The sequence below is a fragment of the Thiocapsa marina 5811 genome (assembly GCF_000223985.1).
Classification (GTDB): Bacteria; Pseudomonadota; Gammaproteobacteria; order Chromatiales; family Chromatiaceae; genus Thiocapsa; species Thiocapsa marina.
In genome coordinates, this window is sequence record NZ_AFWV01000004.1 from 259486 (window position 1) to 279993 (window position 20508).

General features: G+C 61.6%; 23 protein-coding genes. 13 read left to right on the plus strand and 10 right to left on the minus strand.

Features of this window, described 5'->3' with window-relative positions:
- Positions 1-163: 163 nt before the first annotated feature.
- From THIMADRAFT_RS07405 to THIMADRAFT_RS07415, 3 genes are all read right to left on the minus strand, one after another.
- Complete coding sequence (locus THIMADRAFT_RS07405) at positions 164-733, minus strand: hypothetical protein (RefSeq protein WP_040730152.1); 570 nt, start codon at positions 731-733, stop codon at positions 164-166.
- 205 nt (positions 734-938) lie between these two features.
- A complete protein-coding gene (locus THIMADRAFT_RS07410) occupies positions 939-1322 on the minus strand; it encodes a hypothetical protein (protein ID WP_007192375.1) in 384 nt (127 codons plus the stop codon).
- Positions 1323-1377: 55 nt separating this feature from the next.
- Positions 1378-3048 (minus strand): S8 family peptidase, encoded by a 1671-nt coding sequence (locus THIMADRAFT_RS07415; protein ID WP_007192376.1) that lies wholly within the window; start codon positions 3046-3048, stop codon positions 1378-1380.
- A 450-nt stretch (positions 3049-3498) separates the two neighbouring features.
- On the opposite strand from THIMADRAFT_RS07415, the gene THIMADRAFT_RS07420 reads away from it, so the two are divergent.
- Entirely contained in the window at positions 3499-4233 is a 735-nt protein-coding gene (locus THIMADRAFT_RS07420) for a transposase (RefSeq protein WP_007192377.1), read from the plus strand.
- 180 nt (positions 4234-4413) lie between these two features.
- Here the strand turns inward: THIMADRAFT_RS07420 and THIMADRAFT_RS07425 are convergent, their stop codons facing one another.
- The gene (locus THIMADRAFT_RS07425) at positions 4414-4740 is read right to left on the minus strand and encodes a type II toxin-antitoxin system RelE/ParE family toxin (RefSeq protein WP_007192378.1); all 327 of its coding nucleotides are present in this window, start codon (positions 4738-4740) and stop codon (positions 4414-4416) included.
- Positions 4733-5017: a type II toxin-antitoxin system Phd/YefM family antitoxin gene (locus tag THIMADRAFT_RS07430; RefSeq protein ID WP_007192379.1), complete on the minus strand. Its 285-nt coding sequence runs from the start codon at positions 5015-5017 to the stop codon at positions 4733-4735. The genes THIMADRAFT_RS07425 and THIMADRAFT_RS07430 overlap by 8 nt, the downstream gene beginning before the upstream one ends.
- A gap of 523 nt (positions 5018-5540) precedes the next feature.
- Between THIMADRAFT_RS07430 and THIMADRAFT_RS07435 the strand changes: the two genes are divergently transcribed.
- Together THIMADRAFT_RS07435 and THIMADRAFT_RS07440 are read left to right on the plus strand one after the other, a co-directional pair.
- Positions 5541-5735 (plus strand): type II toxin-antitoxin system RelE/ParE family toxin, encoded by a 195-nt coding sequence (locus tag THIMADRAFT_RS07435; RefSeq protein WP_007192380.1) that lies wholly within the window; start codon positions 5541-5543, stop codon positions 5733-5735.
- Between the two features lie 77 nt (positions 5736-5812).
- Positions 5813-6127 (plus strand): HigA family addiction module antitoxin, encoded by a 315-nt coding sequence (locus THIMADRAFT_RS07440; RefSeq protein ID WP_007192381.1) that lies wholly within the window; start codon positions 5813-5815, stop codon positions 6125-6127.
- A gap of 143 nt (positions 6128-6270) precedes the next feature.
- On the opposite strand, the gene THIMADRAFT_RS07445 is transcribed toward THIMADRAFT_RS07440, so the two are convergent.
- From THIMADRAFT_RS07445 to THIMADRAFT_RS07465, 4 genes are all read right to left on the minus strand, one after another.
- Positions 6271-7752 (minus strand): hypothetical protein, encoded by a 1482-nt coding sequence (locus THIMADRAFT_RS07445; protein WP_007192383.1) that lies wholly within the window; start codon positions 7750-7752, stop codon positions 6271-6273.
- Position 7753: 1 nt separating this feature from the next.
- Positions 7754-8572, minus strand: coding sequence for a hypothetical protein (locus tag THIMADRAFT_RS07450; protein ID WP_007192384.1), 819 nt, complete (start codon positions 8570-8572; stop codon positions 7754-7756).
- A gap of 530 nt (positions 8573-9102) precedes the next feature.
- Complete coding sequence (locus THIMADRAFT_RS07460) at positions 9103-9381, minus strand: type II toxin-antitoxin system RelE/ParE family toxin (RefSeq protein ID WP_007192385.1); 279 nt, start codon at positions 9379-9381, stop codon at positions 9103-9105.
- Positions 9381-9590, minus strand: a complete 210-nt coding sequence (locus tag THIMADRAFT_RS07465) for a TA system antitoxin ParD family protein (RefSeq protein WP_007192386.1) — start codon at positions 9588-9590, stop codon at positions 9381-9383. Before THIMADRAFT_RS07465 ends, THIMADRAFT_RS07460 begins: the two co-directional genes overlap by 1 nt.
- A gap of 268 nt (positions 9591-9858) precedes the next feature.
- On the opposite strand from THIMADRAFT_RS07465, the gene THIMADRAFT_RS28525 reads away from it, so the two are divergent.
- Both THIMADRAFT_RS28525 and THIMADRAFT_RS25520 read left to right on the plus strand, forming a co-directional pair.
- Positions 9859-10125, plus strand: coding sequence for a DUF29 family protein (locus THIMADRAFT_RS28525; protein ID WP_139052749.1), 267 nt, complete (start codon positions 9859-9861; stop codon positions 10123-10125).
- Positions 10126-11212: 1087 nt separating this feature from the next.
- Positions 11213-12472, plus strand: a complete 1260-nt coding sequence (locus THIMADRAFT_RS25520; RefSeq protein WP_007192388.1) for a trypsin-like serine peptidase — start codon at positions 11213-11215, stop codon at positions 12470-12472.
- Here THIMADRAFT_RS25520 and THIMADRAFT_RS07470 read toward each other — a convergent pair.
- Positions 12435-13610, minus strand: coding sequence for a glycosyltransferase (locus THIMADRAFT_RS07470; protein WP_139052736.1), 1176 nt, complete (start codon positions 13608-13610; stop codon positions 12435-12437). The genes THIMADRAFT_RS25520 and THIMADRAFT_RS07470 overlap by 38 nt on opposite strands.
- Positions 13611-14210: 600 nt before the next feature.
- Between THIMADRAFT_RS07470 and THIMADRAFT_RS07475 the strand changes: the two genes are divergently transcribed.
- The 8 genes from THIMADRAFT_RS07475 to THIMADRAFT_RS24520 all read left to right on the plus strand — a co-directional run bounded on the left by THIMADRAFT_RS07475 (position 14211) and on the right by THIMADRAFT_RS24520 (position 20391).
- A complete protein-coding gene (locus tag THIMADRAFT_RS07475; RefSeq protein ID WP_007192390.1) occupies positions 14211-14429 on the plus strand; it encodes a methyltransferase domain-containing protein in 219 nt (72 codons plus the stop codon).
- Between the two features lie 275 nt (positions 14430-14704).
- Positions 14705-15709, plus strand: coding sequence for a glycosyltransferase family 2 protein (locus THIMADRAFT_RS07480; protein ID WP_158308365.1), 1005 nt, complete (start codon positions 14705-14707; stop codon positions 15707-15709).
- Positions 15706-16131 (plus strand): glycosyltransferase family protein, encoded by a 426-nt coding sequence (locus THIMADRAFT_RS07485; RefSeq protein WP_040730161.1) that lies wholly within the window; start codon positions 15706-15708, stop codon positions 16129-16131. Before THIMADRAFT_RS07480 ends, THIMADRAFT_RS07485 begins: the two co-directional genes overlap by 4 nt.
- Positions 16132-16170: 39 nt before the next feature.
- Positions 16171-17034: a hypothetical protein gene (locus tag THIMADRAFT_RS27015; RefSeq protein ID WP_007192393.1), complete on the plus strand. Its 864-nt coding sequence runs from the start codon at positions 16171-16173 to the stop codon at positions 17032-17034.
- A 4-nt stretch (positions 17035-17038) separates the two neighbouring features.
- Positions 17039-17851, plus strand: coding sequence for a glycosyltransferase family 2 protein (locus THIMADRAFT_RS07495; protein ID WP_007192394.1), 813 nt, complete (start codon positions 17039-17041; stop codon positions 17849-17851).
- The gene (locus THIMADRAFT_RS07500; protein WP_007192395.1) at positions 17848-18732 is read left to right on the plus strand and encodes a glycosyltransferase; all 885 of its coding nucleotides are present in this window, start codon (positions 17848-17850) and stop codon (positions 18730-18732) included. Before THIMADRAFT_RS07495 ends, THIMADRAFT_RS07500 begins: the two co-directional genes overlap by 4 nt.
- Positions 18729-19478, plus strand: coding sequence for a glycosyltransferase (locus tag THIMADRAFT_RS07505; RefSeq protein WP_007192396.1), 750 nt, complete (start codon positions 18729-18731; stop codon positions 19476-19478). Before THIMADRAFT_RS07500 ends, THIMADRAFT_RS07505 begins: the two co-directional genes overlap by 4 nt.
- Complete coding sequence (locus THIMADRAFT_RS24520) at positions 19471-20391, plus strand: glycosyltransferase (RefSeq protein WP_007192397.1); 921 nt, start codon at positions 19471-19473, stop codon at positions 20389-20391. Before THIMADRAFT_RS07505 ends, THIMADRAFT_RS24520 begins: the two co-directional genes overlap by 8 nt.
- Positions 20392-20508 lie beyond the last annotated feature (117 nt).

A 20508-nucleotide genomic window follows, 5' to 3' on the forward strand; every position in this document is an offset into this window, starting at 1 on the left:
TAGCTCCAAACCCGTTGCTCAGGCGAGCGATTCGGCACCCACCGGACCGCGCAAGGGAACAGTGTCAAGTTCTCCGCACGATCCAGGATTCCGAGTGGGCTTTTTGGCATTGATGCTTCCTCTTCATGATGTCCGGGGCTCCTCCGGCCCGCCGCGTGATCCCTCATTTAGGCTGGGTAGGGCTCCCCGTAGACTTGCGGTCGACCGCAGTTTCAAGATCAGCCGGACTGAACGCCGCTGGAGGGGGTGCGGTCATCGGTGCCGGCGTCATTCCCGCTTGAGTCGGCGGGTCGACAACTACAGTCTCCTGACGGTCGGGTATCCCCGTTGCGCTTGAGCTCCGATCAGTTTTGTTTTGTGCGGGGAATACGATCTTTTGAGGAGCAGGCGGCAGCTCAAATACGAATAGATCGAGAGTCGGAGGGGGCGAAACGCCGACGTCCAAGGCAACACCTTTCAACAGCATCTGGACTGCGGCCTGAATGTCCGCTACGAACTTGGTCGTGGCTGGTTCGCTGGGTTTCCATACCGCATCGGGGCCGAGCCCCGGGACGATGTTGAGATTCTTGAGAAGCTCGACCGCGCCATTTGAGTCTGAGGCTGTGGTCTTGTGGCCGAGCTTGCCGGCTAGCTCTACAGCGAACTGCCCTTGAGTGGCTGTCTGTACCGATTCGGCATAGGCCGCGGTCGTGGCAAAACACATACAAATCGCCGTCAGCAGGAGCGAGGACACCCTGCTCGCTCCTCCCCGGTGTTGACGCTCAGTCGAAAATCCGCGCATGATAAATCCGAAACCCGCATGACAGGCAGCTCGGTGATCGGGGACAAAGTGACCGCCGAGCGGCGCAAACCTGCTTAGACTCCTTTCCATGCCCCTTAACGGGGTAAGCGGGCATGGAACGGATCATGTTTCCCCTTTCTCCGAAGGAGTCGCCGGGTCAGTACTTGTAGAGCCTGACGTGATCAAACGTTGTGGTCGTATTGAAGTTGATCCCGAGCCAATGACCCGAGGCGGCCGCGGCGATGAAGGTCTTCTCGCACTCATTGTCGTCGCACCACACCCATACGGGAGCGGTGCTAGAGGACCCATAAAAGCTCTCCAAATAGGTCCACGTTTTGTTGTCCCCGATTGCCCGGTATGTTTGCTGGACCTTTGTCCAATAGAACCCTGGGGTTATCTGGACCGTAGCGCCAGTCACGCCGCTCAGATCGCTCTGGGCGGATGCAGCCTCGGGAGCGGCCTGCGCAAAGGACAACGTCGAGCAGAGAGCGAGCAATCCGGAAGCGGCGAGGCTTGAGAGAAACGCAACTCGATTCGTCATGGCTAATTTCCTCGTAGAGTTCGTCGAAGGTCACTGGGCTAAAGGCATGCGGGAATTAGTATTTGTAAACCCGCACGTCGCTCACGGTGAAGGAGGTTCCGGAGATGCTACTGACGCCGACTCCAACCCAATGGTCGGCGGCGGTTGCTTCGATCAAGGATTCCTCCGCCTCGTTGTCGTTGAGCGCGATCCAGGTACTGTTGCTTTCGAGGTAACACCAAGTGACCGTTTCGCCGAGACCGCGATAAGTCTGCTGGCAGTGATCCCAGTTCAGTCCTATGTTGAGGCCTGTCGGCAGGGCGGCCAAGGCGTTGTCAAGATCGATCCTCGGCTTGTTTCCCACCGTGGCGCCGGTCCAGATCGGGACTCCCGTGCTTTCCAGTGCATTCTCCACGGCCGTCACGGAGGCGACCCCGTTCTTGGACTTCATCAGCGCCCACGCGCCCGTCACATGCGGTGCGGCCATGGATGTGCCGCTGGCGAACCCGTAGCCGGTACCGCAGTCCTGAGTCCAACCGTTGACGGACGAGCAGATGTCGCTACCCGGTGCCATCACATCGACCCATGACGCGGCATTGGAAAAGCTGGACTCCGCATCGGACTTGGTCGAGCTACCCACCGTGATCGCAGTCGAGATGCAGCCCGGCGCGCCTGTCATGTTGGTGAACCCGTTGTTCCCCGAGGAGATGACGGTGGCGATTCCGACATTGCGGAGGTTGTCGATGATCGGCTTTCGGGAATCTGTATCGCAAACGGCCGTGTAGGCCCCTCCGCCGAGGCTCATGTTCGCGGCGGCAATGGCGTAACTGTTGCGAAGCGCGTGTACCCGCTCAAGCCCCCGGATTTGGTCGGAGGTGAAACTCAAAGCACAGTCGGTGGTCGAGTATCCGATGCTCTGGCAGTAAGCGGCGTTGAAACGGGAAAAAACCTGTACGGCGATCACTGTCGCATCGCGCCCGACACCATGCATGGTTCCTCCACTCGACGCCCCGTTCCGGCCTGCGGCAATCCCGGCGACATGGGTGCCATGGCCGCAACCGCGGATGGTGGCGGCTGAGCAATCAAGTCCGGAGCCGGAGGCCGTCGAGGAGCTGACGCCTCCCGGGCACAGTGAAGTCGAGGTGCAGCCAGACCCGCAGCTTCCGCTGGTGGAGTAGCAAGCCTCCGAGACGACCTTGCCAGTGAGGAAAGGGTGTGTCTTGGTCACCCCGGTGTCGAGGATGGCGACGGTTTGGGAGCCGCCTCGGTAACCTTGGTTCCAAGCTAGGTCTGCATCGATTAGGGGGATGCTCTGGTACAGAGTCGCCGGTTGCGGGACGTCTTCGTGGACCGCCGCCACTGCGGGGTCGTCGAGGATGTGCTGCAGCGCCGTTGCGTCGACGGCCATCGCCATACCCGGTATCACCTCGAACCTTTTGACCGAATTTTGGTCGATGCCGCCATACTGGCTCAGTCGATCTACGAGGCCATTCTGAACTGACGAGAGCCCCGCCGAGAAGTCTTCTGCGCCGATGCTTGCGGATGGCACCTTCAGCTCGACGATGACGCGGACGATGCCCTCCCGGCTAACCTTGTCAAGTAATCCCGCGACACGCTCTTGAGCCGCGAGCTCGATTTCCGCGTCTACTTGCGGCGACTGCGCCATCAAGGCGCCGCTCGTGAGAGTCAAAGCCAGGATCGCGAGACAGGCTCGCATCGTTGGCCAAGAGACAAGTGGTCTTTTCACCTAGTCACCTCCTCGTTGCTTGGATTATCGGTTCGCACTCTCGGGCAGCTTGGAACTGGATCCAGTCTGTAACCAAAACGACTGTTCTTTCGGGCGACTGGCTCAAAGTCGACGCCCCTTCGGTACAGCGATCGGGCGAAGATCCTAACTCCTCCTTTCCAGATTTCTATTTCTGCTGGTCCGGAGCAAGCTTCCTCGTTTGGCGGGCCGCGCAGGCGAATCTCATGAGTGGCAATCGGCTTTTACCCTACCATCACGGTGAGTAAAGCATAGGCCACTTAGTAAGCCTCTACAAGAATTTGGCGCATCGCCAGCAGCAAAAAAAACGAGGGTTGGTAAAGCCATCTTAATGATCCAGGTCTGACGTCCCTTGTCATCAAGTCAGTATAATTCAGAACGGCCGTGGCAGCAGGAAAAGGGGTCAGGTTCGTTTTCTGCTAAGCTTTCCCCATGCCTAGACGCCCGCGAGTCCATCTTGATGGTGTGCCGTTGCACCTCGTGCAGCGCGGGCACAACCGTGGTGCCTGCTTCTTCGACGAGCAGGATTATCACGCCTACCTGGGATCGTTGGGGGATGCGCTGCAGCGCGAGCAGTGCGCGCTGCATGCCTACGTGTTGATGACCAACCACATCCACCTGCTCGTCACGCCGCGGGACGCCGGGGCCATACCCAGGTTCATCATGGCGATCGGCCGCCGCTACGTGCAGCACATCAACCACACCTACGGGCGTACCGGAACCCTCTGGGACAGTCGCTACCGATCCTCGTTGGTCGAAGAGGACACCTACCTTCTGCTTTGCCAGCGCTACATCGAGCTCAATCCGGTCAGAGCGGGAATGGCGGACGACCCCGCCGCCTATCGCTGGTCGAGCTACCGAGCAAATGCTCCTGGGGAACCCAACGCCCTGCTGTCGCCTCATCCGCTGTACCTGGCCTTGGGGCAGGACAAGGCCGGTCGGGAAGAGGCTTATCGCGCCCTGTTTCGGACGGCGCTCGATGACGAACCGATCGGGGAGCTCCGCATGGCCCTCAACCAAAACCAACCGGTCGGAAACGCACGCTTCTACGAAGAGATCGAAGCAATGACCGGGCAACGTCGAGAGCTTCGGCAGCGGGGACGCCCGCGCAAAGCGGAAGCGGCCGAGGTCGTGGGGGAGTCTGCGCAACAAGAGCTACCGCTCTAGATCAACTGAACCTGACCCTTTTCCCCGCATCAACAACGCCGAAACCAAACAAGCAATTGCGACAGTCATTGAGCGCAGAGCTGCCGGGTTGCAGGCGAGACGGGCTTTCTGATCATCGGTCCGCCGGTGCGGCGCTCGGACATCGCGATCCGGGGCGTTGACGCGCGGCGAACGCGGTTGCTAGTCGCGCACCAGCCGTTCCAACATCAGCGAGGCCAAGTCGCGTCTGCCGTCGAGCACCGCCAGCACGACGACCTGATCCGGCTCGATCCGATAGACGATCCGCCAGGGCCGCTCGATCAGCTCGCGATATTGGAGAACATCCACGACCTTCAGCTCCGGCAATACACGACCACGCTCGGCAGCAAGGCAAAGTGACTCGGCCCGCTCCTCCAAGCGGTCGAGCACCGCGACCGCGTTTTCAAAGGAGTCCTCGGCAATGAAATCGACAATGAGCTCCAGGTCGGCGCGGGCGGTCTCGGTCCAGCGGACACGACGCTCATGCATCGGATGACGATGTGCCCTGGAATCGCTCTCGCAGCGCAGCGAAGACATTCCCTTGATCAGTCAGCCTTCCCGCGCGAGCATCTGCCTCCCCCTGCGCCATGAGCCTTAGCATCACCAGCGCCTGCTCACGACGCTGATACGCTGCATAATCCTCCACGACCGCACGTGCGCGGCCGTTCTGCGTCAGGACGATCCGGCTCGGCTCGTCGCGGATCTTATCGAGCAGCCGGCTCGCATCGGCCTTGAACTCACTCAAGCTGAGGATGGAATCGCTCATCGAAGCCTACCATTTTCGGACTGAATTCAGTGAATGAAGCCTGCTCGCGAAAGCCCGTCGAGTCAAGTTTGCTTGCGAGCGAAGGCCGGCTGACAGCGGCTCACTCGGTCGGCGGTGAGGTGCCCGTAGCGCTCCGGGCGTACGCGGGGGGCGGGATCGGGTATAGGTAACGGTTTAGAAACAACTTAGCCATTCCGGTGCATTCTCCCCCTCTCCCCAACCCCTCTCCCGCGAGGGGAGAGGGGCCAAGATGGATCTCTTGATATTGAACGGCTGCTAGGGTCGCGAAATGAGCAAAGGCTCATCGCCGCAGCCGGTCAATTAGGTCTTCGCGGCCGCGGTCCCGGCTTCTCGAATCAGTGCGGACACCAACAACGAGGTACGGAACAATGCAATCGTTGATGTGCCGCGCGCGCCGCGCGTAGGTGGGGGGATGTCACGGTCAACCAGACCGGCGGTTTCGTGGTTCGCGTGGAGGGTTTCGAGTTGACGTCGCCCACCTAGACGCCCGAGAATTCTCCACATGATCAAGGGGTTCCGCTGCAAAGAAACCGAGTCGATCGCCCAAGGTCGGCGCTTGCGGCGTTTCCCGCCGGAGATCCAGCGTCGCGCCAAGATGCTTATCGACCGCATCGATGCGGCATCGGCCTTGGACGATCTTCGCCTGCTGCCGTCTCATCGTCTCAATGCGTTGTTCGGAAACCGCGCCGGGCAGTAAAGCATCCGCATCAACGAACAGTGGAGAATTTGTTTTGTCTGGCTCGACGGCGACGCTGTCTGAGGTCGAGATCACGGATGATTCCTGAGGCCTTTACCACCATGCCCATACGCGACATCGCAACTGTTCACCCCGGCGAGCACCTGTTGGAGTTCTTGAACGAGCTTGAAATCGATGCTGATTGCGCGGTAGCCGACCTGCGCATCCCGGCTAACCTCCTGGACGCGGTTCTTGCCGGTACTCGAGGAATCTCCGCCGATATGCCATTGCGGCTTGGTCGCTACTTCGGCACGACCCCGGCATTCTGGATGTCTTTACAGAACAAGTACGATCTGGAACAGGCCAGCGATGCCCTGGGCAGCGAGATGAACCGAATCGCGCGCGTTGCCTAAATCCAAGCGGAAAAAGCGAAACGCCGAGGTAGAGACGGGTCTCTCTGCGGGGATAGGGCACACGCCTTGGAGCATTGAGTCTCCCGGGGTTCGGGTCTGAGCCCGACCCCTTTCTCCGCTGAACCCGACCCTTTTTCCGGCTGTCAAGTTATCTCGGACCCAGTCGAGCTCTCGACCGGTTTCGTTCGGTGGAAGACGGACTTGTCCTGTTCCACCGCAGTGAGCCGCAACATCCACACCGTCATCGTCCAGAACACGAAGGCCGGGGCAAAGTGGAGCACGATCCGATTGGTACTGGTCGCCTGGATGGCCCAGAGGGCGGCATCGGTCCAGAAGAAGAGGATATAGAAACCGAGCAGGCTGGCAACGACCCACGCCAGGCCGGCACGGAAGGCGGGATCGGTCGGCCGACGCATCGCGTGCGCCGTTCCCCAGCCGAGTGTCAAGGCCAACAAGTAAAACAAGAGGTGCCAGTTATCGTAAATGAAGAGATGCCGCAGAACCGGCTCCGAAGCTTCGGCGGGTGCGAGATCGAATCGCCCGATATGCGGCAGCTCGATACGATCCGGTCTCAAGGAGACTTGCCCGACCCACGGAATCTCGAAGACGATGCCGCCCGACATCCAGAGGGCGATGCCGAGACCGGTTACCACGAGCAACACGGCGGGTAGCCAGACACCGCGCAGTTTGGCGCCCAGCCAGGCGGCGACGAAAAGCATCGCCCAGGCCAGACCCTCGACCTTGATCAGCATGCAGGCCACCACCAGCAGGACCCACCAGACGCCGTCTCGAAGATCTCCGTCGCGCATCCAAAGAAGAAAGGACATGAAGGCAAAACCGAGGGCTGTCGCCAACCAAAGATCCGCGTAGCCGGCGAGCGCGATATGTGTGTTCAGTAGCGGGAGCGACATCAGCAGCCAGACTAAGACCATGGCCGTCAGCGGTGGCGCGCCCCAGCGGCGTGCTTGCCCGAAGAAGCCGAGTCCGAGCGCCAGGAAACAACCCAGCCAGGGTAGGTTGGCAAGGGGTTCGTTCCAAGTGCCGAATGCCAGTACAGGCCAGGCCGCGATCAGGGAGACCGTGGGTGGATAGTGCCATGCCTCGATGGTGTAGGCCCGACCGGTGGTGTCGATCAGCCAAGCCCCGGGCGAGATGAAAGGCACCAACTCGGACAGGTCCGCCCAAACACGCGCACGCAGCGTCCAGGTCGTCCAGGCGTCCCACGGAAACAGCGGCTGCCACCAAACCTCGAGCGCGAGGCCCATGAAGCGCAGGCCCAGCCACAGCAGAATCGCACCGGTCAAAACCGATTGCCAGATGGGGAAGGCAGGGGATTCGCGTCGATGGTCGATGGCGGCATCGTTGCGTGGCTGCCGGGAGATCCGGTGGATAGCAAACGCGGTCAAAAGGACCAGAAAGACCATGATCGGGACCGGGGCGAGCGGCAACCCGAACAAGTCGAAGAGCCGGAGCAACAGCGTGACTCCGACCCACCCGAGAAGGTAGCCGTAACCCAGGATGACGGGCCATCGTCCGGGGGTCGGTTCCGGCCACAGGCTCCGCAGCCAAGCGGCGCCGGCGATCAAGGGCAAGACGAGTGCAATGGCGACGGTCCAGGAGCTCACCTCAAGACCCCTCCTTGATTCGGTAGAGTGTCCCGAAGCGAGGGATTGCATGGATCGGCTCTGCCGGGATCTCGCTGTCGGACCCGACGAGTCGTCCTTTCGCCCGGTCGAACCGAACTGATCTGAGTGGCAACAGCACGAGAACGTAATCGCCCGGAACGACCTGAGTCGGGGCGGGCAGCTCGGATAATCCAACGTGCACCCGATGAGGCATCAAGTGATAACGGGTGCGGTACGACAACGCCCCGTGTGGATCGGCGCTCAGGAGTAAAAGCCGCGTCGGGTCCGAGGGAAGTCGCTCGCGTATCTCCTGCACCAGCCCGACGAGTTTGGCGTCCGGGGCCGCGCGCACGCGCTCCTCGAAAGACAGTCCGGCGTACCGATCCCGCGTCATGCTCAGGCGCTCCCACAGCTCCCATTGCCAACGCACGTCCAAGATCAGCCATCCCGAGAGGATGAGAAGTGCAATGATGCTCGGCGGGAGTCGGGGTCTTCGGCGCGTCGGAATCACGGCAAAGAGCAAAAGGCTGAGCCCGACCCAAACCGCAACCAACACGACCGGGGTGATTCGCGTGTCTTTAGGTGCCCCGGGGTGGAAATTGACGGACCTTCCGGTCCAGGGCTCGAAATGGCTCCAGACGTGCGCGAGTCCGGTGCGGATCTCGGCCGAGGATGGTACCGCGGCCTCCGGTGTCGGATCACGGTCGAATCGCGCATCGATCCAGAGCGCGAGCCAGAGCAGCAGTCCAGCCGCGACACCGGACAAAACAAGCCCGAGAGCGCGCGAGCCGAACGACGTCAATCGATCCGAGATGGTCAAGCCTACCCCTCTGTCACGGATTATCGAGCCGGTGATCCGGCCGGCGGCGATCGATCGTCGAACGAGGTAACGCGTCGGCCGAACAGCGTTTGGCTGAATCCAGGATCATGTCGAGGAACCATGCGTAAGTGGACGCCCTGCGGAGCCTGTGTTCATCGCCCTCGCAATTCTCGCACAGGGTCGAAGTCGCTGCGAGCCGCGGTTCCGCCAACGGGAACCACCGATGCTTGAGGGCATTGCCGGCGCTTGCGGGCATCCGCCCCCACGGTGATTTGCCTTTTCGATCATTTCGCCGCGACATCTTCGACGTGAAGGGCTCAGCGTTGTTAGGGTCTCGCCATGAAAATCGTTCATGTCGCAGTCGAGTGCGCGTGCCAGGCGCAGCGGGGCAGGGTTGGCAGTGGGATTCGCTTTGCCGCTTTCCGCCATCGACGGTATCTGCCGGGTGATGCCGGAGGTTTCCGGAAAAAGGGCTCCGGCTCCCTCTTCTCAGGCTGGCTGATGGCATGAGAGGTGCAGCGGATTTGCTGTCAGCCGTCCAGCCGCTTGAGATCGCGGTAGAAATTCTCGTGCGGACCGACCATCAAGAGTTTGAGCGTGTTCTCATCCAGGGCCCGGCAGGCTAGCAGGCACAGCAGATTGCCCATGCGGAATTTGTAGACCTGCACGCCCGCCAGGTCACCGACTTTGGTTTCACCAGCTGCTGGCTGGCTGGCGATCGTGCGCACTGCCTCGTCGAGCGCCGTTTTTTGTTGGCGGTGCAGTTTCTTGACCGTGCGCTCAAAGGTGGGAGTGACAAGGATGCGCATCAGCCGAACTGGTACTCACCCACGGGCTCTTCCTGATCCGCAATCAGGATGTCGCGGATGACGCTGAAGGGCAGATCCGGGTTTTCGGCGGCGATCTTGCCGATCTGTGACCAGTATTCGATTTGCTTGGGCACCGAGCGATGCTCGATGGTGCCGTAGCGCTTGGCGCTTTCGACCAGGGCTTCCGGCAGTTTGACGTTGATAGCCATGGGGACCTCCATTGAGTGGCGCCATCATAGTTCGTTATGGACCAAAATGGAACCTGGCGTCTGGCAAGTTCGTTGCGCGAGGAAAAGGGTTCGGAGCCCTTTGCTGCGATGTCTGAGGAATAAGGAGTCGGAACCCTCGCCTGTCTGGGTCTGGAGGAAGGCATCTGGTCTTCAGGCGAGTTGCGCGATCTGGTTGAGGGCTTCCAGCCCCTTGCGCGGTACCAATGATCAGTATGATCGATCGGCATGCCGAATACGATGGTGATTTCTGCGGCATGATCCGAGCGATCGTGGGATCAGCTGGCGATTGTCGATCGCGAATGCTGGCGATGAGATATCCGCAATCACTTGCGATAGCCCAAGCCTTCGGCCACGGCTCGCGGAGTCCGCCGCCGGCCGTTCTGAGGGCGCTCGGAAGCAAGCGATGCTCTGTACGGGCCTAGCGCCATCGATCCTTCCCGAACCGAAACATGCCGGTTCAGCGTCGAGCAGCTCCTGCAAGAAGACGAGCTGCCGGACTGAGCGCGTCGTCTAGGTTGAGCCTGCGAACCCGTGCGCGCGGGTGCGGTAGTCGTGCCGGGGTTTGCAAGCTCACCCCAGCCTACCGAGCTTCATCTGAAAGCCCAGGCGCATATGGCGCCGACAAAACACACGTTGCGGGCTGATCCGAACGCCGCTCCGGTTGGCTTCCGCGCACTGAACCGCCGGTAATGTCACGGGGCGGCGGCGGAAGGGGCCGGTAAAACTTTGGCTTATAGGTATGCTGGCTTCAATTAGCCTCATTTGTGCGTACCCCCTTTTTCCTGCGTTTCCCAAGAACACCACCAGATCACCTAGAGCGGCTCGTCTTGCCCCGGCAAGAGTCCATTTGGAGCCTATCCGTGTATGGGCTATAGTAGCCACACTAAAGACAAGAGAAATGGGATCGGTCGGCGGCATGACTTGGTGGCGGTGGCTCGCCGCCTTGATACCGGAGCGGTCCCTGAACGCCAGGGGTGCCGTGTCGGCTTCCGCGTCGTCACTCGCGGGTTCGATCCTGCCGCGTAGCATTCTCCGAACTGTCTGCTCAGGCGCAACTTCGCCGAGCGCAGGCGTCCATTCTCACCTGCTGAATTGACTGGTGCGGAATGCAAAGAGCGCTGTCGCCGCCTAATGAAGCGTGGGACGAGATCTGGGTCTATGACGTTGAGATGGCCGTATTTGCAGCCGTCGCTGGACGGGCTGTTCGTCATCAGCCTTATGTTTGTTCTCCGCGACTGGTCTACTGAGACAAGTCGTTTCGAAGGCGGCGAATCCCTGGACAGATCCGGATTATCATTCAAAGTCTCCGGCATGAGAATAGTAGAGCGGCGGGCCGGGTCGCGGGTTTGGATCAACGTTTGGTCCAGCTGCGGGATAGTCGGGTGACATCCGGCCGTAACAAGTGGATTCGCAACGGTATGCGTTGTGATGTCCGACCCTTGGATTAGGTTTTTGGGCGAGACGATGATCAAGGCCAGACCGCGACTATTGTTGCACTGTTCCCTGGTCGAGCTTGAGATGGCAGCAATAGACCGATGGCGGCTCCGTGTTGGCCCTCGAATTGGGGTTCTGATAATATTCTAGCGGTAGGAGTTTTCATAATGGAAGTAGAAGGAGAAAGGGTTATGGTAAAAACTGATGCTCGCTCGCTTATCCTGCTTCTCGTCGGTACGGCCGGTATCTCCTATACTGCAGTTGGCGGTGTCGATGGACCTGTTGGAATGCCTGCCTTGCAGGATTCAGGTGACGCTCAATCGGGTGGAATATACGAGTATTGGACCCCGGCGCGACTGATCTCCGCGCAAGCGTTACCCGCGCCTTTTCAGGTGGTCTCGGATGACCAGTTGAGCGAGGCATCGAGCGAGGCGGGCCCCATATCCGATCCTCCGATGCTTACGTCCGGTTGGGATCCTGGCAGCAATGCTCCGCAACCAATTCCAGGCGCTGTTTACACTCTGGATTTCTCAACGAGTGCTGGCGACTACACGACTCAAACCTTCGGAACGGCTCCGATCAATCCGAAGGATGGGCCCTATGCTCGATTTCAGCGGTGGACGATGCATGGCCGCTATGACATGTGGCCGAGATCGGTACACGGAAAACTGTTTTTTTCTCGTTTAGGCCGCGACTATGTTTGTTCCGGTACGGTAATCGGTAGAAGCGTCGTGGCTACGGCTGCACACTGCCTGACCGATGGATCGGGAAATTGGTCGACGAATGAGCTTTTTTGCCCTGGTTATAGCCAATCCGGTGCGATGCCTGGTGTTGGGTGTTGGGGTGTTCGCGGGGCATGGGTGACTGGTCCGTTTGCCGCGTCCGCGGATGTCGACTATGACTACGGATGTCTCGTTACCGACCGGGTCGGGAGTCAATTTGGAGGTGAGATAGGAGACCGCACGGGTTGGTCTGGAATTGCATGGAACTGGCACTCCTCCCAATTGATTTTGGCATTTGGTTATCCGGCGTCGGCTCCTTTTGACGGTCGAACCCTACAGCAGGTTGCCTCCACGGAGTGGTACGAGGTCGATACGCGCCGCGGGGGGCAGGTCTCCAAATACATCGGTGGGGATCTGGCAGGCGCTAATGGCGGTGGCTGGTTTATTAACTGGCGTCATCCGACGACCGAATATCCGGATACCGATGGAGGGAGCGTGTGGCCGACCGATCCGGGTAATCCGGCGACAGGTCCCTGGCTTAACGGAATCACGAGTCACTCACGATGCCGAACCAATTGCAACAGACCGCCGAGCGCAAGCAGCGGCGTCTTCTGGCAGGAGATGGGTTCAGCCGTATTCCGAAGCACTGAATCCGACATCAACGATGCTATGGATGTTTTTGGTCTTTGCTGGGACGATCAGTGATCCCGAATTCGGGTGAGTTTTTGGTTTGAGGCGGCGATGCGGGCGAGATCGTGGAGCCCATCGCGGACAGAAACGCTTCTCTCGAAAACAATGCCGCGCGTGTCTCGCAAGATGCGCGCAAGGCTTTTGCTTTCGCGGCCGTCATCGATCGAACGGCGCCCCTGATATCCTCGACAGTGAAGCTCGGCGGAAGGAGGTGACCGGTCTCGTCGGGCACAAGGGTTTCGAGTAATCCACCCTCTGCAACCCCGATGACGGGTTTGCCTGCTGCCATCGATTCCACCGGCGATATGCCGAAATCCTCGTCTTGGGCAAGATAGATCGATGCACGGCAGCTACCGATCAAACGGCTGAGCTCGTCACCGGCGAGCCAGCCGGTGAAGTGAATGTTGGATGCGTTTGCGGCGAGCCTGCGCAAGGCCTTCAACTGGCCTCCGCCCGAGGCTACGACCAGCGTCTGATCGGGCATCTGCCTAAACGCCTCAATGATCGGCGCGACTCGCTTCAATGGTTCCAATCTGGCCGTGGAAACAAAATAGTCGTCCTGTCCGGACCACCGAAAACGTGAAAGGTCGACTGGCGGATAGACCACCGTGGATTCGACATCGACGTAGTGTTTCAGTCGGTGCTGCACGTTGCGAGAGTTTGCGAGGACGACATCCATTCTGCTGATGGACGCCTCGTATCTGGATTTGAACCACGCTTGGAGTGCGCGCAGCAGTGGTCTTTGCAGCGGCGAGAGCCTGCTCAGATAGTAGTGTTCAAGATCGTAAAGGAACCGTGGCGGGGTGTGACAATAGTAGATGGAGCGACCGGAGTGGTCCGGTGAGGAGGCGAGCACGGAATATGAGCCGGAATAGATCCGATTTGGGTATCTGGCGACCGATCCGGCGATGCGTTGAAACCTCGCAAGGAGATGAATCAGCTCGAGCGGAGGAAAGCGGCTATGTGCCCGAAGGTCGATCAATCGACCGGGGTCGATCGCGTCGCCGAACACATGTTGACTTACAAACCCGACGCAGACGTCGGCGTCGAACGCGCCGTAGAGCGTCATCAGTACGTGCTCGGCGCCGCCACGGATTCCAAGTGAATCGTATAGCAGCAAAAGGGGTGCCGCTGATCGGGTCTTGCTCGTCATGTGCGTGTCGGAGCCAATCCGTGATAATCCCAAATGCCGTCTTGTTCCCCCGGCGAGTCTCGAGACGCCGAGCCAGCGGTCTTTTCGGAATCGCGGGTCCGCGGAATGGGCAGGCGGATGCGGCGGCTCGGGGGTGGCGCTCGGCACATGGTGTCGTGCCGGTGGGTGTGTTGGCAAGCAACCTTCCGAGACGCGGGCTGCATTCGAACGTTCGGGGCATCCGCGATTTGGCCCAGTCGATCGAAGTGTGGATCCGGTGCGCCGTGTGTGGCGCTACCGGAGCCGTTCGTGTCCTTCCGGAGGTTGACACTCGGACGATCTTCCCGGATGCTCGCGTCGCCCGAAGCGCCCCCTGCCGAGATGACGTCTCAGACGCGCCGCGCTCGATTCGGAAAGACGTTTCCCATGAGCGGAGCGGCTTGCTGGGCCGGGACCGAGTACCCTCGTTCCAGGCGCTCTGCCCGGGTGATGATGAATCCTTCTCGTGCCTTTCGCGTTGCAGGCTTCTTCCTGATCCGTGCTGCCCGGCAAGACCGCGCCGGCGTCGTCCGGTGACGGCCGAGTTTCGATTCAGGATCATTAGACGGGACGATTGTCGCTGTGAAACCACACTACCGGGATCGCACTTACGCGGCCTATCCCGATCTGCATCCTCGGCCCGATGTCGAATCCGATCCTGCCATCGCCGATTTGGTCGTCAGGGAGTGGCTCGACCGCATGGCAGCCTGGCTGCCGGTCGACAAGGATGCCGAATGCCTCGATGTGGGCTGCGGAAACGGGAGCTTGCTGTTGACGCTCAAGCGATCTCTCACATTCTGAAGGTGGCGGGGTTCACCGCCTTCGAGGTCCATGAGTGTTCTCCATTCGTGCACGACCTTCGGAGCAGCCTACGCCGGTCTTTCTGGCGTGTGCTCCGCACCTTTCTCTTGTTTTGGAGTGTTGTCGAGACCGATAGTACGGGCTCAGGGGTGCTGACGAGAGACTTCATTGCAAAGGTCGACAAGCCTGGATAGGGAGAACGCGTGGTTCGGTCGATGTCGAGCGACTTCTGCATGACGGCCGGCTCCGGGTGCCGGTCGGATGCCTGTCCTCTTGTGTGCACCATTGTTCTCAATTGGAATCGCCCCGATGCGACCTTGTCCTTTTTGGAGTCGCTGCTGCCGTCGGTTCGCAGCGGAGCGACTTCACTGATCATTTGCGACAACGGATCGGAAGACGACTCGGTTCGACGCTTCGGGGACTGGGCTGCTGGGGCCATCGTGCCGGACCGCGACGACCGATCCCCGTCCGATTGGGATGTGCTCCTGATCCGAACACCCCGGAATTTGGGGTACGCCGGCGGCAACAATCTGGGGATCCGCCGCGCGCTGTCCCGTGGTTTTCGGTATATCTGGATCGTGAACAATGACGTCGAGGTGGCTCCGGAGGCCCTTGAGGCATTAGTCGAGTGTGCCGAGCGAGACGCCTCGGCGATGATTCTCGGCAGCACGGTGCTTGATTTTGCCGCGCGAGACACTGTCCAGTATGCCGGGGGCGCCCGGTATCTGGCCCCGTTCACGATGATTCGCAATCCTTACCGCGGCATGCCGGTGGATCGCATGCGTGCGGCGACGAGGCCCGCGAAGCTCGATTACGTGTCGGGATGTGCCATGTTTTGCCGTGCGGAGATTTTCCGGTCTTACGGGCTCTTGGATGAACGCTTTTTTCTCTACTTCGAGGAGTTGGATCTGGCGTATCGGCTGCCGGACCCGAGGTCTCAACTCAGATGGTGCCCGGAGAGTTTGGTCTTCCATCACGAAGGGCATTCGGCAGGAGGACGATCCGCCGGCAACCGAACCGAGTCGGCGCGAAGCAGTTACCACGAGAACTTGAGTGCCTTGCGTCTGACCAGAAAGCATTGGCCCCTTTACCTGCCGATCGCGATGCTCGCGAGGCTTTGTGGCAAGTCGCTGGCAGCCGTTTCGAACGGGCGATGGCACCTGTTGGAGCCGTTGATGCGTGCCTTCCTGGAATTCCTGAAGGATCCGGAGGGACGCCACGGCAGCGGGAGCGAGCTCGCCGTGACGGAGGAGATCCTCTCGTGCCGGATTCGGCTGTGACGGCACGGAACGCCGGGCCCCGACGCGGTCGCTCTGTCGCGGCAGAGATTGGCACGGATGCGCCGATTGCTGCGCCCCCGAAGGCGCTCTTGTTCGGCCTGCATGTTGCTCGACGGGTCGGGGTGCCTTCTGTCGGCATTTTTCACGGGCTCGAGGCTTGGGCGGATTGGTCACACGCCTTCGCGCGCGCCATTCAGGCCTGCCCGGGTCTCGCCGCGGTCAGCCGATTCACCGCACAATCGGTAGAACGTTGGCTGACCCGCGCGGATCCGGAGTTGTTCTGCTTGCCACCGTACATCGATACCGCGCGCTTCGTACCGGGTCCATCGCCCGAGCGCCACGACGACGTCGCCGTTTTCTTGACCGTAGGCCGTCTGTCGGCCTGGGACAGGTACAAAGGACATGACCCTCGAACCCTGTGATTCGCTCCCTAAGCCGACGCCTCCCGGGACTCGTCTCGCATGAGCGCCCGCGTCTGTGTCGTGACCCTCGTTCTCGGCCGCGATGCCTACTATCGCAGTGCGCGCGAGTCCATCGCGTCGGTCTTGGCGAGGACACCCTTTGATCTCTGTGTCGTTTCGGATCGGGATGTCGCGGGGTTGGCGGACGCCGGTGATCGGATCATCCGGAGGAACCTGTCTGCGGCGGTTCGGGACGATTGCCGTGCCGCCCCCTTCCTGAAGAAGTTCGAGGCGATACAGCTCGCGTTGGCTGCAACCCCGGCGCCCGTTTTGGTGCTCCTCGATGCCGACGCACTCTTCGTGCGCGCGACCTGCGAGGCGGACGTGACGCACGCCTTGGGCGATGCGGAGCTCGCGATGGTGGAGCAGCCGACCGTGACCGGCTCGGGTATGACGCGTGCCGATTTTCTCGACCATTATCGCAACCACACCCTCGCTTGGTTCGGCGAGGATCCCGGCGTCGTGCACGACCCGGAGGCTTTCCGGTTTTTCAATTCTGGCGTGGTCGCGGGGCGTCGAGCGACTTTCGAGGCTATAGCCGATTGGGCGTCGACGACGATCGCCGGGCGCGACAGCCTGCACCGGGTCGGCAAGCACATGATTTCCGATCAGGACTACTTCCAGTACTGGTGCCACCGCCTCCGGCCCGGACGCTGCGCAGCCCTGACTTGGGACTGGAATCATTGCGAGCATTGGGATGACGGGTTTCCGCGGCCCGATGCCCGGATCGCGCACTTCAGCAACTTCTGCCACGGTCCGTCACGCGTGCAGATCCGGCGCATGCGGATTCTCGGGCAACGGGGCCGGCTCGACGGCCTCGAAGGACGCCTGCTGGGCTGGATCTCCCGGATCGGGCGCGGCTGACCCCATGCGTGCGGACATCGATGTGGTCGTGGTGACCTATCAGTCCGGGCAGAGGATCTCGGGCTGTCTCGAGGCCCTTCGCGCCTCGGAGGCGTGCCGGTCTTGTGTGGTCGACAACGGTTCCGACGACGACACGCTGCGGTGTCTCGATGAACTGGGCATCGAGCCGCTCGTGCTGAGCGCCAATCCCGGCTATGCGGTTGCAGCCAACCGCGGCGCATCGCTCGGGAGTGCGGGGTATCTCGCATTCGTCAACCCCGATTGCCTCGTCCCTCCGCATTTTTGGCGCGACGCCCTGCGTCTGCTCGCCGACCATCCGACCGCTTGTGTCGTGCCGCGCCGCCTGATCAAGCCGGGCATGGTTCAGCTCGGGCGCCAGCCCGGTTATTCGTCGCTGAAGCTCCTCGGTGACATCTTCTTCGACAACTATTTCAACCTCGGCTTGGGGCGTCTCCTGCGGCGACTCCCGGGATACCATGCCCCGGATTGGTTCTGGCCGCACGGTGCCTGTTTGGTGATGTCGAGGCGCTGGTTCGACACGCTCGGGGGTATGGATGAGTCCTTTCCCATGTACATGGGTGATGTCGTGCTCGGGCGACGCATGCGCGAGCTCGGAGGCGTCATCCTCGAGTCCGGGATCGACGTCGTCCATCTCGAAGGCGAGGGTGCGGCGGTGACCCCGGCGCGGCGTCTGGCCCTGTTGAACGCCGGACGCACCGCCTACGCCGAACGGTTCCACGGGGCTGCGCTGGCATGGGCGATGCGCCTGCTCGCTTGGCCCGGATTCACGCTGCGCCGGCTCTTGGTCTTCCGATGATCTACTATTTTCTCCCGGATTCGGGTCACTTCGGCGGCGTGAAGGTCGCCTGTCAGTTCGTGGAGATGCTCAACACGCTCGGGATTCCGGCGGTCGTCTGCATGCGCGACGGGTTCGCGCCTCGGTGGTTCTCCGGACGATTCGCGGTCCTCCCCGAGGCCGTCGCGATCGAGCGCATCACCGAGCGCGACATCCTCATGATCACCTGGCCGCCGGATCATCGGCGACTGGCGCACCTGCCCGGGCGTCGCGTCTGCCATGCACAGGGGACGGATCCGCTGATGGATCCGATCTTCGCCGACCCGGACGTTCTCATTCTCACCTGCTGGGACCAGGCGACCGACTATGTGCGTACAGAGCACGGACGCGAGTCGGTTCAGGTCGGCATCTCGATCAGCGACTGCTTCTATTTCGGCGGCGGGCTCAAGCTCGACAACCGAGTGGCCTATATGCCGAGGCGGGGATTCCGGATCCTGCTCCGCTGTCTCCTGGGGGTGCGAGACTTCGATTTCACGCCGATCGACGGGCTCGCAGAGGCCGAGGTCGCGCGCCGACTTCAGCGTGCAGGGGTATTTCTGGCAAGTGCCGTCGGCGAGCAGTTCGGTCTTCCCGCATTGGAGGCGATGGCCGCGGCCTGTGTCGTGGTCAGCGTGCCGGTGAAAGGCGGGATGGAGTACCTGCGCCACGGCGAGAACTGCCTGGTTGCCGAGCCCGAGGATCTGCCGGATGCACTGGATCGTCTGGCGCATCCGAGTCAGGCGAGCGAGCGGGTGCGGCTGCGTCATCGTGCCGCCGAAACGGCACTGGCGTATCGGCCGCAGGTACAGCGCGAGCGGCTGCGGCGTCTCCTCGCGGCCGGCTTGAGCGAGCAGCTGACATGAGCGCGCGCGCCTTGACCTGCATCCTGGTGTCGCGCGGGCTCGACGGGTTGCTCGCCGTCTGCACTGCGCATCTCGAGACGGCGCTGGCGGTCGCGGGGGTGGCCGAAGACTCCGAGGTCGTGATCGTCGACAACGCCTCTCCGACCCCGTATCGCGAGGCGGTTTGGTCCAAACCCGGCCGGCGCCTGATCCGGCTCGATCGACACCACGCATTCGCGTCCGCCAACAACCTGGCGGCACGGCGCTACCCCAATCCCTATCTCCTCTTGCTCAACAACGACGTCCTGCTGCACCGCGAGACCTTGAGCGGCATGCTGGATCTGATGGAGGCCGATCCTCGAATCGGGATCTGCGGGGCGCGTCTGCTCTTTCCGGATGGCTCTTTGCAGCACGGCGGCGTGGTCTTCGGCGCCGGACGGCGCGGTCCCTATCATTTGGATCGGTGTCGCCCCGCCGATCTCGTGCCGATGCAGGACCGCGAATTCCAGGCTGTGACCGGGGCCTGTCTGATGGTTCGGCATGCCCTCTGGTCTGCACTCGGCGGTCTGGACGAGGACTATGCCTTCGGGCTCGAAGACGTCGATCTCTGCCTGCGCGCGCGCGGTCTGGGCTGGCGGGTCTGGTGCTATCATGGCGCGGATTCTCTGCATTTCGAGTCCATGACACCCGGCCGCGTGCGTCTCGATGTCGGCTCACGGAGGCTTTTCATGCAGCGCTGGCAAGGCCGCTACAGCATCGATGGATAGACCCGCGATCACGGCGATCGTCCACACGCGCGACTCCGCGGAGACCCTCGCCAAGGCCCTGGCCTCGTTGCGCTGGGCGGACGAGCTCATCGTGGCGGATATGGACAGTAGGGACGAGACACGCGAGATCGCGGGTCGCTACGGTGCGCGCATCGTTCCTTTGGAGCCAGCGCCGCGCGTCGACGGCGTCAGGGATCGGGTGACCGCCATGGCCGTCCATCCCTGGATCCTGGTCCTGGATTCGGATGAATGGCTGGCCGAAGACGCCGAGTCCGCCGTCGCCGCGCTCATCGCGGATCAAGGCGATCGCTTCGATGCCTTCGCGCTTCCGCGCTTTAACTACGTCGGGGAGCAGTGGCTGCGTGCCCAGCCCTGGTATCCGGACAATCAGATTCGTCTGTTTCGCCGCGGTACGGTGACCTGGCCGGACGCCATCCATGTCTCCCCGCGCATGACCACCGGCTGGCAGCGTCTGAAGGAGCTGCAGCCGCCCGGGTGCCTGCACATCCACCACCGCAACTACCGCGATCTGCGCGACTTCGTGCGGCGTCAGCTCGACTATGCCTTGAGCGAGACGTACGACGATCGCCCCGAACGATTCGATTTCGGCGACCATGTGGCGAAGGCCTACGAGCAGCTCGCGCTAAGGCAGGCGCCAGATCGAGACGGCGACCTCTCGCAGGCCGTCGCGCTGCTCCTCGCCTGGGACGCCGTCGTGCGCGGTGTCCTGCATTGGGAGTCGCTCGATCCTCGTCCGCCGCTCGGGGCGATTCAGGCGCTGCCCATCGCGTCCTGCCGTGTTCCGCGTTGGTTGGTCTTTCTGCGACGCTGGTCGGGCGCGCGCCTGCCTTGGCTCTTTCTGTTTCGCACGGCGCGTCGGATGACCGATGAATGGCGCAACCGACGCGCGTGAGCGACGTCGAGGGTTAGCCCGATTTCCGCGAAACCGCCCCGCCGTGGGTCGGGCTTCAGCCCGAGAAGAGCGCCGCAGGATGGCTATACCCACGGGTCGGACTCAAGTCCGACCCAC